Below are 13,172 nucleotides of genomic sequence, written 5' to 3' on the forward strand. Positions count from 1 at the left end.
AGCATTAGTTAATTTTTTACTGGATAAATAGTTAATTTAAATTAGTAAGTTAAATCCATTTTAATACAAACCAGCATTAAGTTGCTAGAATATAACAGGCAGATTTTCCATAATTTGCTTGGCAATAGGCTTTTCTGTTTGTTGTATAACCATTATTGATAAACAACCTATTGATTAAGAGTAATGAAACAATTTTTTTCATATTTTATTATGGCAACTGATAAATTAGTATTGTCTAAAAATTCCCATTGCTATATTTAAAATAATTAAATAAATTATTGCGTTAAGTATAGTAATGTATCAAGTAAAACATCCGCTCCAGCTTTACACCATAATGTTGTTATTGATTCCGCTTCATTATGACTTATCCCTTTAATACAAGGAATAAATATCATTGAAGTCGGAGCGACTGTACTTAAATGACATGCATCATGACCTGCGCCAGAAATCATCTCAATGGCAGAATAATTATTTTTTACCGTTGCATTTTTTACAGCGTTTATACAGGCGGGATCGAAATGTATGGCAGGCATACTCAGTATTTTTTTGATTTCAAGTTTTAAATTTAATTTTTTTGTTATTTCAGATAATAAAGCGTACATTTGTGTTTCAAAACTTTCCAACAAATCTGAATCATAATGTCGTAAATCAATAGTAAAAAAGCAATGTCCAGCAACAACATTACGAGAATTAGGACTAACCGTTATCATACCAACTGTTAAGCGAATATCTTTACTGTCTGGATTCAAAGCTAATTGATGCAAAGCGGTTACACATTCAGACAAGCCGACAACTGCATCTTGGCGCATATTTACTGGTGTAGTTCCTGCATGAGTAGCCAAACCAGTCAAATTTACTTCGTACCAACGTTGGGCAAATGCACCTTTAACAATACCAATAGTTTTATTTTCGAGTTCCAATATAGGCCCCTGCTCAATATGAGCCTCGATAATAGCTTTAATTGAATAATTTTCTGTATTATCACTTCCCAAATAGCCTATTTTTTCTAAAGCTTGTTTTACTGTAATTCCTTGTTGATCTTTAATTGCATAAGCATCTTCAAGTTTTAGTTTTCCCGTAAAAACAGCAGAACCCATCATGGCAGGTGCAAAACGTGAACCCTCTTCATTCGTCCACATGACTAATTCAATGGGATGATTGGTCTTAATATTAAAATCATTCAATGTTAATAGCACTTCCAAACCAGCTAATACACCATAAATGCCGTCATAACGCCCCCCTTTTGGTTGACTATCACCATGAGAGCCTGTCATAACAATGGGTAAGTCCTTTAGACCATCTCTGCGAATGAAGATGTTTCCGATTGCGTCAATGCGTACTTTGAAGCCAGCAGATTGACTAATTTGAATTAATAAATCACGTGCTTGTTTATCTAACATTGTTAATGTTAAACGACTCACTCCACCATTATCCGTTCTACCGATTTTTGCAAAATCATCTAATAACTTTTCAAGACGTTTTATATTAATTTGGGGCTGTATATTATTCATCATTTTTAACTCGCAGACAGTAACGAAAATCACAAATACCATCACCCATCATAATTGTATGAGGACGGTCTAAATTAACTTGTGGTGCATAACCTTCTATGAATTTACTATCACGGTTACACGATAATAGAAAACCGATTTCAGCTAAGCCCATTTCTTTATACATTTCGGCATATTTACAGCGATGTACATTATAATCATACTTTTCATGGCTACTCTCAACAACAGTGATTGTTAATGCATCATCTTGTTCCCAAAGATGTTGTAATGCTACAAAACTTTCAACACTAGTGCCATTGGGTTCTTTTGCAGCAAACTCCTTTCCTGCGTCAATAGCTGCTTTTGCAACAGCTTCTTCAATAACAGCTTTAGCTGCCTCTTTACCGTAATTTCTTATTAATATTTCATAGATCGGCTTGATTATTTCGGCTTCAATTTTACGACGATGTAAAATACCAATTTCGGGAAATTCCTGCATCACTTATACCTCATTTGATCCTATTCATGTTTATCAAATTAATGTTCATTCTGATTTAAAAATTGTTGTAAACGTTTATCATCACTATTTTTTAAAACATCAGGATTATCATCATGGATTATCTGACCTTTTTCCATAAAGATAATACGATTAGACACTTTGAATGCAAAAGACATTTCATGGGTGACAATTAACATAGTCATGCCTTCCGTTGCTAATTGTGCAATTACTAGCAAGACTTCATTAACCAGTTCAGGATCCAGAGCTGAAGTAGGCTCATCAAATAACATAATACTTGGCTCCATAACAAGTGCTCGAGCAATTGCAACTCTTTGCTGCTGTCCTCCCGATAATTGATGCGGGTATTTATTGGCATGTTCTAGCATTCCAACTTTATCTAATAAAGCCAATGCCAATTGTTTGCTGTTTTCGAGATCCTTATCATGATATTGAGGTGCTAAAAGTAAATTTTCTAAGACCGTTTTATGGGGAAATAAGTTATAATTTTGAAAGACCATACCCAAGTGGACAATACGATTGTAAAATTGTTTATCATGTAATTTTCGTCCCTCAATAAAAGGAATGCCTTCAAATAGAATGGTTCCTTCATCCAAATTCGATAACCCGTTTATGGTTCTTATAAGGGTTGTTTTGCCTGAGCCTGATGGTCCAATTATTGAAATAACATCTCCCCAATTCACATTTAAATTTATATTGCTTAATACTTTAGTATGTTCATAACTTTTATTTAAATGCTGCAACTCCAATACATACTTACTCGTTTTATTTGTTGATAAAGAATCACTCTCTTTTTTGGAAACGGAATCAAGGGTAATAAATTGGATTTTTTCGTTGTTAGCCCTTTTAGTGACATCTAAATAAACCTCAAAGCGTTTAATTAACCAAGTCACGATTGTCACGATTGCAACGTAGTAAATAGCTACGATCGTTAATGTTTCAATTACCAGAAAATTACGAGTATAAAGCTGTTGGCCAACTAATAGAATTTCTGTTAATGAAATGACTGACACTAATGATGTTAATTTTATAATGGTGACTAATTGATTAGTCAGCGGTGGGAGTGCTACTCTCAATGCTTGGGGAAATACAATTTTAATTTGAATCGCCCAGTATCTTAATCCTAAAGCTCTTCCAGCATCTATCTGGTCGTTTGAGACAGCTTGTAACGCACCTCGATGAATTTCAGCCATATAAGCACTTTCACTCAGAACTAAAGCGATAAGCCCTGCCCAAAAAGGATTAGATAAAATGATACTACTTGCTTCCCAAAATCTTGGTAAACTATAAATATAAATTAGTAAAACGAGTAATGGCAAACTTCTAAATAACCAGATATACAATGATGTAACTTTGATTAAAATAAACTGTTTTGAACGATTACCTAATGCCAATAGTAAACCAAAAAGTAGCGCACTTATCCACGCCAAACCACTTAAAGAGATGACTGTACAACTCGCTTTTATAAAATTTGGACTAATTAATTCGTTAAAGAAGTAATTCCAATTAAAGCCTTTTTGTTCGATCTTATTGTTGTTTTTTAGATTGCCATCTCGATCCGTTGCGATATAGTCTAAATTGTCATTCAATAAAGTATGACTAGGGTAACCAAGATTATATTTTGTAAGCAAAGCATCATACTGTCCAGATTGTTTTACCGTTTTAATCAGATCGAGCAGATATTGTTTAAACACCAGATCATTTTTACGAACGGCTAAACCGATTAAAACTGGATTAAGCATGTTCTTACTGGTAATTTTCAATGTATTGTTTAGATGATTTATAACCATATTGGCTACAGCTGCATCTTCATATTGAACATCGACACCATGTGAAAGCAGAGCTTGTGAGGCCTCGGGAGCGCTTGGATACTCTTTCACAACAATTGGGTTCAACTTGTTAGGTTTGCAATATGTCTGACTAACCTGATTTATGGTTTCAATCCACGCAGCCCCTTTCATTGAAGATACCCTTTTACCACATAAATCTTTTAAAGTTTGCGGGTTAAAATTATCATCTTGTCGAACAAGCAAAACGCCACCAGTTTGTAAATAGGGAATAAAATCAACCTGTTTAGCACGCGTCGCATTTACATATAATGCACTTGCAACAACATCATAATGACCTGACTCAAGCCCAATAATGATATTTTCTATTCGAGTATCGTTAAAATTAGCTATTGTATGGGATTTTTCTGCCAACAATCGCATAAAATCAGGATCAAAACCTTCAGCTTGATTGTTTTCTAAATACGCAAAAGGAGCATAAGTCAAATCAATACCAACGTTTAATACATCAGATTTTTCTTCGATGGCCGCTATAGCTAAAGGACTTAGTAAGATAAAAATATAGCCAACAATAATTCTTAGAATTTTTTTATTAGATGATAGGAAAGAGAACATAACTTTTCCATCCTTGTCTGATTTCAATACAAAAATAGATTACATTGATGTTATTTGGATGAGTTTGATTATAATTAGATAGAAATATTTAAATAATAATAAATAGTTATATTGTTATATCATTTAAGTATATAGACTAAATAAGTAATCAGATTTCGGTAATTTGAGTAATGACAGAGAGGATCATGTAAATATTTATTATTAATCAAATTGATTAAATTCTTAATAATTTTGGTTAGAATATAAAAAAACAAAAAGACTTTTATCCTTGCATGTGGTTTTCAATTCTTTTAATAGTTTATTTAGTCAATGGGATCATTTTGATAGTCATTTTCATATTTGCGTATATCAAATCAAAAAGATTCTTTAAGTTATTTCAATAATATATCCCATTTTTTGCTTAAAAAGATAGTATTAATGGATGAAAAAACAAGCTTTAAGCGTTGTGTTAACTAGTTTTGAAAATGCTTCAAGAATTTAAAAAAATGTTACTGTTGATTGATTTTGTGCAGCAGTTAGACTTGAACTGACACGCATTTAAGAGAGATTTTTGAATTCTAATGTCATGCATTTAGAACCAAAAAATTAATGATAATCAGGATATAATTGACCATTACCGAGTATAGCCGGACACAACCGCCGATATACCGCTCATTCTATTTTATGGCAATCAGTAAATAATTTAGCCATACTATTTTTGGCGACTGGGTAGTTGATTGATTTTCACATAAACTCAATAAGTTTTTACTCTATCTTTAATCTTTAAGCGTTAAACTGTACACTTGATACCAAGTGTTAACAAAATCAGATATTCTTCACCGATCTTGTTTTTTAGTCATCCATTGGTTAGTTGCGGTTTACACTTTTATAGAGTTTTATAGGCTATGCCCTCACCCTCATCTTTTGTAATAAACGATTTACGGATAAGTCCACCACCTTAAAAAGCTTTCTGAAACAGCCATTTGCCGTTTTTTTCTTAATGACATTAGAGTGTATTGATTTAAAAATCATTAGTAGAGATTTTGTCGCAAATATCTTTAATATGGTACAACGATGACATTGTCTTTTTATCTTTAAATGTGAATCGGTTAACCCACTCAATATCCTTTTCTTTAAAAAATGAAACCAACTCCTCATTTTGACAAAGTTCTTCATCAAACAATAATTCCGAAAATGAATCTACATCTTTTTGACTAAATTTAACGCTTTTAGCTTTATAACGATAATCGTAAATTATTGTTCGACCTTTTGAACTTATATTTGTCAATGATATTTCATCATCAACTTTTATTGGGAAATTGCCATAGGTTTCGTTAAACTCCTTTTTCATCATTGAAGCTAATGCTCTTGCTACTTTGCTTTCATAATCTGCAAAACTAGAAGATGTAAATAAAAGACATGCTACTAGTGATAAAGTCAATGTAATAATTTTTTTCATCATTCTATCCTTGAATAAATCTATATTTTATTTTTTAAATACACAATTTTTTAATAGTACGAATTCATTTTCTGTTATCGCATTTTCTTTCTTTAATTTTAAAATACGCTCTATTTCCGCAAACATATCACAAGATAAAATAACTTTTTTATTGATTATTGTCCATTTATACTTAGTTCACCCTCGCCTTTTAATAACTAAGAAGCGTTTACTTCAGTTTCAATAGTACATCTCAAAACAATATCTGCAGGTAAAGTATTGTATTTTAATTACAATAACACTTGTAGTTATATCTCATTTCTTACATAACCTTTTGAAGGTAGTTAAATTGAAAACCTTTAAATTCTAGAAATAACAGATTCGAAATCATCAAAATTGAGCATATTTTCCCTTATTGTAAAAAGGTCTACTCAACCTATTAAAATATTGAAACTGTATTATATATCATTAAAAACATATCTAATTGCTTTAAATAAAACCAAATAAACACTATTTAAGGAAATAATTTATCCTAAACAAAATTTATCAATAAGTTTTGATAACGCTAATATGATTGTTGACAAATACACAAAACATTCAGTTATGAAAGTTAAAATAATCAAAGATCATGTTTTAAAGGGTTATGAGCCGATTTGTAAAAGAACATCGAATTAGGAATAAAACTTCAAGACGACAAAATACATCAGGAGAAATAACCGTAATAACATTCTGAATTAATTTAGAATTATATTAAAATTCTGGTTAATTTAATTAGTAGTTAAAGGGTATAATAATCAATGAAATGTCCACACTAAAATCAAAAACCACAATTCGCATTAGTAAAAGAATCAGTAGGATAACAGCCAAACAATATTTGTAATGTACTAATATTGACTGTAGTTACTCATTTGTTACATTGTAATCAGTTGTGACAACGTTAGAGCCGAGCGATATACCAAACTATACAATTATTAATATTCCCCTATCACAAAAAATTATGCAGCATCATAACAAGACTATGCTCCACCATCGTTGGTATTGGTGTTGGTATTGGTATTGGTATTGGTATTGGTATTCATTATCATTTTATACAAAAGCTCATGCAATAAACACAAACCAATTTTGACATCTTTTTCTGACAAATCAGAGTCAATCATCAATCTGCTAACAAACTCTGCGCGCTCTAATTTAATATAGTTTTTGGTTATTTCATCCATGCTTACACTCTAATACTGTTTTTTTATACAGCTCATTAGGTGCGGTAAGTATTTTCAAGAAAATTTTCTAATTTATCTATTACAAATATATGTTTCAATTAAATATATATGTAACCATGTTATTTCTTTTAATAAAAAATAGATAAAAACGAATAATAAATATCGATAAATGGAAATCAATCGCCACTTTATCGCCTATGGTGAAATATTATACAGCAAAAGCCAGGCAATACTCAAAGTAACTCTTTGATTTTATTGAAATAAATTAACTTAAAAAAAATATTATAAACACTTTTAATTAAAGGAAGTTAATAATTTAAAATTCATTTCGTATACCTAAAAAAAATGGCCCTTAAATTAGGTATTTTTAGTACTTATTTTTTAGATTAAAAGTCGATTTTTCGCAGATATAAAAACTGTGCATACTATACATTATTTCTTGTAAGCATTGTTATATAAGGCTTAATCCATGTATGGTTTATATTTTTACTGTCCATAAAAACCAAAAAACCGCCAATCAAGGTGGTTTAAACAATAACAGACAATTTTTTGGATGTTATCAGTGCTGTTTTCAAGTTTTCTAATCCTAAAATAAAAAGGTTTCTAAGACTAAAAACTTACCTATAAATTTAACTGATTTAATAGAGACCGAACAAAAAGTGAAATTAATGGGACATTAGATAATATTACTAGAAATTTGTTAGAATACATTAATAACCTAAAAGGTACTTGTTCTATTTCATAAGCGGGAATATTGACTTTAAAAAATTATGAGAAATTGTTAGATACACAATATGAAATAGCAGAAATCATAATTTCATCAATCCAGAGTCAATTTTAATATAAAAATATTGATTCAAAATACTTAACCACACTATTAATACAGGAACTTATTGCCCTCTTTAACTGTATTTCTTCATAATACAGGAAAAAACTACCATTATTTACACATGTAACACATTTATCAGATATAGCTACATTAATATACTTAAATCATAAAGTATAACCGTTACCCATTATAAAAATATTTGCGTAGTAAAGTTAAAAAACTAATCAAAATGAAGAATAAAGAACGTTTAGTATTTTTAAAGAAATAAAGAAACTAAAATATAGCTCAATTACAAATATTGATTTAATTCTTACTTATGTTATAACTTTATAATAACACTCAAGTTCCGAAAATCAATCTACCTGTAATCAAGAAGTTTAATATACTCGTAGCTCAACTAACGCTACGTCACAATTTATATATTACCGATTTAAATAACCTTTTGTTTAAAACAATATCGGGACTGTCTAAAATAAATACAAAATAAATTCAATAAAATAGATATACAATAAATCATTTCAATTTAGAAAATATTTAGAATGTCATAACTAAGATTGAAGAGTTTTTCTTTAAAATTTTTATTTAGATAATAAAATACGGCAGGCAATTTGATTTAATTCAATAAATTCCTGCCAAGTATATTTATTTTTATAATTTTTTTTATATTGTTCATCTACTCGACAAATATCTGGGCGTACATCATAAATACGACATAATTTTAAATGCTGATTATAAGCAATACAAATACCATCTCCTCGATCCAAAAATTGGGTTTCTAGTGATAAATTTACATGACAACAACACATGCCACATTTATCACAAGGAAAAGGTGTTAAAAAACTCATAATGAATTTAACCACGATTTTACGGAATCAGGATTTCCCATTTCATATGGTAATTCAATATTCCGCTTATCAATTTCCTCTTTTAGTATAAAACTTCGTTCAAGTTCATTATTGACTGAAGATAAACGTAATGAAAAGAGCTCAAGTTGTTCGGTATCAATGTTAAATTCTAATTGGTAAAGTTCTAATAGGTAACAGTCTAATTTTTTATTAACTTCACGATAAAAATCAAGTCTTTTAGTGCTGTTATCAGAGAATTTATCTAAAAATGACCAAATCTTCTGACAAATTTCGCCAGTTTCAAGATAATAAGTTACCCCTAGTGTAATAATACCCGTAACTAAGGTGCTACAAAAAGTGGCTATTTCTGCGCCAAAAGGGAATGTAATAACTTGAGATAACATTGAGTTAATCATTACACCACATGAGACAGCTATTCCTGCACCAACAATTTTACCGACTTCTTTTATTAATTGACCTAAAGGTAATGATTGAGGATTAAAGAATATTAATTTAATTGCTTGTACTAAGTTTCCCCAAATCTCTCGAAGTATCTTCACGATCTGTTTTTGTGTTGTAAAAAAAATATTAATCACGGTGGTACTAACGCTTGATAACACTCCACCTATTGCCGAATCTTTAAAAGCCATAAAAAATGTATGGAACTTCTTTTTAATTCTATGCCATATATTGTTAAATGTACTCATTAAATCAATTATAAAACCATTGATGGTAAAATATTGACGATTTCGCTCATATATATCAGGAATTGATTCTTTTAGTTCAAACCACACTTCAGCCAAAATCAGCCCCAGCATTTGCCTTGTGCCCATTTTAAAACCTGAAATAGCAGCCTGTTTAGTGATATTTTTTAAAAATTTACTACTGGTATAATATTTACGATTTATCTTTTTATTATAATCTGCTCTCGCTTTTTCATCGATTTTTTTCATCTTTGCTAAATCAGCATTATCTATATTTTCTAATTTTTTTAACTCTTTTTGCTCTTGTTCGGTTAAATGAGGTTTATTTTTGAGTTCAGCTTTTTTTTGTTGTCTTTCAATATGCTCATTTTGTAGTTTCAGAATAAACTGCTCCATCGACTTATCTTGCTTCTTTTTATTAATATTTTCATTAGTAAAACAAAGATTTGATTCAGCATTTGCTAAATCTTCCCCTCTCATATCTGCTAAATTTCTACCTGCATCATCATGAATCTCATTTCTAGATATAACGTGATCTAGATTTTTTTTCTCATTAATACTAAAAACTTTACCTGTATATTCATCACATAACTTCCCTTGTTGATGAGCTATTTTACCTTGTTTATTTTTTGCAATATAATTACGGTGTGAATGATATTTATGAGAATCATATTTCCCACGATTATCATATCGCTCTTTTTCCTTTTCAGTCGCGTAAATCCCCTTTCTCACATTATAGATAGTATCGACATCACCGCCATTTTTATCTTTAAATAATAAAAAATCTAATCCAAAAGAAGTCGCTAGTGATTTAACAACAGTTTGATGAAGCTCGTGACTCCAGTCTATTTCAGCTTTATACATAGACGTTCCTTAGAAAAGGGCCGGAAAATATCCGGCGATATATAATTATTTTAATAAAATTCCATTATATTTTTTAGGCTGTTCAGTTAAAACTGAATCTAAAATTGTTTCATTAATTACACTTCCACCATCTTCATCAGTTTCGAATTGAATTTGTCCATCTTTAATAACCGCTTTTCCATCTTCATCAACTTGGGGTTTAAAAATCGGAGTGGTAATAATTTCAGTCATAATGGCCGCCAATGCATACCCGTTATCAATTTTCTGAAGACATTCTTTAGATTCATCAATTGAGATATCTTCCCCTTGATGACGCTTCATAATAGTTTGATGCATTGTTTTTAAGGCATCGAAATATTCAATAAAAGTATTATTAATGATAGTCAGTGATAGATTAATTCGCTGTATATAATTAGTTATTTTGTTGAGTCGTGCTTCGGCCAAGTCCATTTTTTCTAAGGCTTTATTAACTTCTTTGCTTTGTTCTTCTGCATTCGCTAATGCTTTTTCTGCATGTAATGCATAAGCCAAACCAGCAACAGCTAAAATAGGGGCTGCTGCGGCGGCACCTAATACCATCGCACCACCAGCCATTCCCCAACCTCCAGCAGCAAGCGATCCGCCGCCAATTGCAGCCATTGTTGCATTGTAGGCAGCGGCACCTGACAATGCTGCAATAGGGGTACCTGTTGATGCTGCAGCAAATGCCATCACTCCACCATAAACAGCAAAACTTGCAGCAACACCGGTGGCGCCTGCAGCAGCTACTGTTGCTAAAAATTCAGTCGTAGAAATAGAAAGATCACTAATTTTCTTTAATTGGTTTGATGGGATAGTCAATTTTTGGTTTTTATAACCACTTTTTTCTAATTTTACTAATAATTCCTTAGCTAATTTTTCAAATTCACCAATTGATTTACCGATGCTCAGTTCCAGATCACCAAGGTTATTTAATGCTTCATCAGTATTCTGTTGTATTTTATCAAGTTGTTCTTTTCTGTTATTATATTTGTGAATTGCAGATTCCTGAATTTTATCGGCTTCTTGCTTAGTTTTATACCCATCATATGCTTTTTTTCCACCAAACGCTGTTGCCGCAGCTGCTGCTCCAATAATTATTAACGGTAATGCCATGTTTGTTTCCTCACTTAAATTACTAATGCTAGATTCTTTCACTATTATTTTTATCAACTGTTATTACTCTACTAAACTGAAGAATAAAACCTTTTCACCAAAACTTCTGACCAATGCCATAAGTTCTGGTTCACTTACATGTGGTAATCGTTAATGTAATATCACCATTATCTAACTCATCTATTTTTTGTTGTTCGGCACATACTCGTTCTTTTATATAGTTTGAAACATCTTTTCTAAACTGTATGGCAAAGGTACGAGGTTCATGCCATGGTAAGCCAAAAGTATTTGGATTAGGATCAGGAATAGCTATACAAATTTGATGTTTAATTAAGTCTAATTTTTTTATACGGTGAATAGCTAAACACATTGTATTGATTAGTTCTTTGCCTGCATTGTTAGTGCAAGCACCATAAACATATAAAGCGTTATTCATTGCAATAAGTTTTTTGGGTATAAAATAATGATTTTTTCCATTTGGATTATTATCGGATAAATAATGAAGATGACAAAAATATTGAGATCTGATGCAGGTTAATAAATTCTCAATGATCAAATCATGTGTAGAATAATCAATCTTTCCTTTGCTAAAAAAAGCGATGGGTTTATTTGTATACGGAAGTTTTTCAGAATCCAGTTCTAACAAAAGTGTTGATAATTTCAAAATGGTTTGATCTAAACGCTTAAAAATATTTTGCGGAACAAAAGCTCTGGAAAGTTCCTGGCATAAACTTAGATAGTGCAGTTCCTGATAATCAAGTCCTAACTTATTATGGTGTTTAGCTTGCAAGCGGTACCATCTGCGCCCTTTATCAAGCCCCGTTTGAAAACAACTAGGACTTGATTGCTCTATTTCATTAGCTAATCGCATAATTGTTTGTGCAAAACAATTTAGTAGTTTACCTAATTCAGATTGATAATGGCACTTATCTTCCGAAAATAATATTTGGTACATACGTAATAACTTTTGCCCTGAACTACTATCTTGGTCATGTTTTATTGCCATATTAAAAGTCCATTTGTAAATCTATAACTATTTCAATAGTACATAACGAATAACAAACACTATATCAATGTTAGTTTCCACAATATGGAAACTGAAGAGTTTTTATATGAAAAATTTATTTCAACATTGTCAATAAAACAATTATCATCATGTAATTTCTCGTCAATAACCATTTATTTTTTTCATGGGCTAACAATTCATAATCTTCCGTGCTTTTTACTACCTGTGGTTTTGAATAAACTTTTTGTAGTCTATTATATTATCCATCTAAAGCTGATGGCGTTAACTCATACTCTAAAACTAAATCATTGCGTGTTTTACTTTGTCGATAAAATGTTATCATCTTTAGTTTAAAATAATTAAAATAGGTTCGACTTTCTCATCATTTTATTTTTCTTTTTTTTAAATAGTTTACCTTATCTCTTAAAAAAATTATACGAATTAGTGTACGTCATATAAATATATCAATTTTTCTTAAAAGTTCATCTTCCTGATATGAAAAAGAAAAGCTTGACTGAATTCACTATTAAAACTTGTCGTTACAAAAAATACTTCTGTGTCACTATCTAAAAAGTCGAATTCTAAATATACTCCAAAACAAGAAAATTCTATACTAAAAGCAAAAGTAGTTAGTGCTGATATATCCGCTTATCCAGCGAATATATATTTTGAATCTGAAAATCCGATACTATTTTTGGTGGATATATTTTAGAAAGATTATGAATTTCATTACAAATAGATAAAAAG

9 protein-coding genes and 1 pseudogene are annotated in these 13,172 nt (G+C 30.6%); all 10 read right to left on the bottom strand.

Going from position 1 to position 13,172, the window contains the following annotated elements; all coding sequences use genetic code 11:
• Window positions 1-275 precede the first annotated feature (275 nt).
• The 10 genes and pseudogenes from AC5LW9_RS08660 to AC5LW9_RS08705 all read right to left on the bottom strand — a co-directional run bounded on the left by AC5LW9_RS08660 (window position 276) and on the right by AC5LW9_RS08705 (window position 12,425).
• Entirely contained in the window at window positions 276-1,514 is a 1,239-nt protein-coding gene (locus tag AC5LW9_RS08660; protein WP_493455670.1) for a M20 family metallo-hydrolase, read from the bottom strand.
• A complete protein-coding gene (locus AC5LW9_RS08665) occupies window positions 1,504-1,989 on the bottom strand; it encodes an L-2-amino-thiazoline-4-carboxylic acid hydrolase (protein ID WP_065736976.1) in 486 nt (161 codons plus the stop codon). Before AC5LW9_RS08665 ends, AC5LW9_RS08660 begins: the two co-directional genes overlap by 11 nt.
• 38 nt (window positions 1,990-2,027) lie before the next feature.
• Window positions 2,028-3,533, bottom strand: coding sequence for an amino acid ABC transporter permease/ATP-binding protein (locus tag AC5LW9_RS08670; protein ID WP_493456607.1), 1,506 nt, complete (start codon window positions 3,531-3,533; stop codon window positions 2,028-2,030).
• A gap of 150 nt (window positions 3,534-3,683) precedes the next feature.
• Window positions 3,684-4,409: pseudogene (locus AC5LW9_RS08675) on the bottom strand (ABC transporter substrate-binding protein); the annotation flags it as partial.
• A gap of 1,000 nt (window positions 4,410-5,409) precedes the next feature.
• A complete protein-coding gene (locus AC5LW9_RS08680) occupies window positions 5,410-5,847 on the bottom strand; it encodes a hypothetical protein (RefSeq protein WP_493455671.1) in 438 nt (145 codons plus the stop codon).
• Window positions 5,848-6,842: 995 nt separating this feature from the next.
• On the bottom strand, window positions 6,843-7,043 hold the full coding sequence (locus tag AC5LW9_RS08685; protein WP_086327689.1) for a hypothetical protein: 201 nt from the start codon (window positions 7,041-7,043) through the stop codon (window positions 6,843-6,845).
• A gap of 1,407 nt (window positions 7,044-8,450) precedes the next feature.
• The gene (locus AC5LW9_RS08690; RefSeq protein WP_198228982.1) at window positions 8,451-8,717 is read right to left on the bottom strand and encodes a YkgJ family cysteine cluster protein; all 267 of its coding nucleotides are present in this window, start codon (window positions 8,715-8,717) and stop codon (window positions 8,451-8,453) included.
• On the bottom strand, window positions 8,714-10,285 hold the full coding sequence (locus AC5LW9_RS08695; protein ID WP_493455672.1) for a cobalamin adenosyltransferase: 1,572 nt from the start codon (window positions 10,283-10,285) through the stop codon (window positions 8,714-8,716). Before AC5LW9_RS08695 ends, AC5LW9_RS08690 begins: the two co-directional genes overlap by 4 nt.
• Window positions 10,286-10,330: 45 nt before the next feature.
• Window positions 10,331-11,419: a chemotaxis protein gene (locus tag AC5LW9_RS08700; RefSeq protein WP_493455673.1), complete on the bottom strand. Its 1,089-nt coding sequence runs from the start codon at window positions 11,417-11,419 to the stop codon at window positions 10,331-10,333.
• Between the two features lie 130 nt (window positions 11,420-11,549).
• Window positions 11,550-12,425, bottom strand: coding sequence for a WYL domain-containing protein (locus tag AC5LW9_RS08705; RefSeq protein WP_493455674.1), 876 nt, complete (start codon window positions 12,423-12,425; stop codon window positions 11,550-11,552).
• Between the last annotated feature and the right edge of the window lie 747 nt (window positions 12,426-13,172).

The sequence above is a fragment of the Gilliamella sp. LMG 34360 genome (genome assembly GCF_984568995.1).

Coding starts and splice junctions, on each gene's coding strand:
- AC5LW9_RS08660 (WP_493455670.1), bottom strand. CDS start 1,514: ATGATGAATAATATACAGCCCCAAATTAATATAAAACGTCTTGAAAAG.
- AC5LW9_RS08665 (WP_065736976.1), bottom strand. CDS start 1,989: ATGCAGGAATTTCCCGAAATTGGTATTTTACATCGTCGTAAAATTGAA.
- AC5LW9_RS08680 (WP_493455671.1), bottom strand. CDS start 5,847: ATGAAAAAAATTATTACATTGACTTTATCACTAGTAGCATGTCTTTTA.
- AC5LW9_RS08685 (WP_086327689.1), bottom strand. CDS start 7,043: ATGGATGAAATAACCAAAAACTATATTAAATTAGAGCGCGCAGAGTTT.
- AC5LW9_RS08690 (WP_198228982.1), bottom strand. CDS start 8,717: ATGAGTTTTTTAACACCTTTTCCTTGTGATAAATGTGGCATGTGTTGT.
- AC5LW9_RS08695 (WP_493455672.1), bottom strand. CDS start 10,285: ATGTATAAAGCTGAAATAGACTGGAGTCACGAGCTTCATCAAACTGTT.
- AC5LW9_RS08700 (WP_493455673.1), bottom strand. CDS start 11,419: ATGGCATTACCGTTAATAATTATTGGAGCAGCAGCTGCGGCAACAGCG.
- AC5LW9_RS08705 (WP_493455674.1), bottom strand. CDS start 12,425: ATGGCAATAAAACATGACCAAGATAGTAGTTCAGGGCAAAAGTTATTA.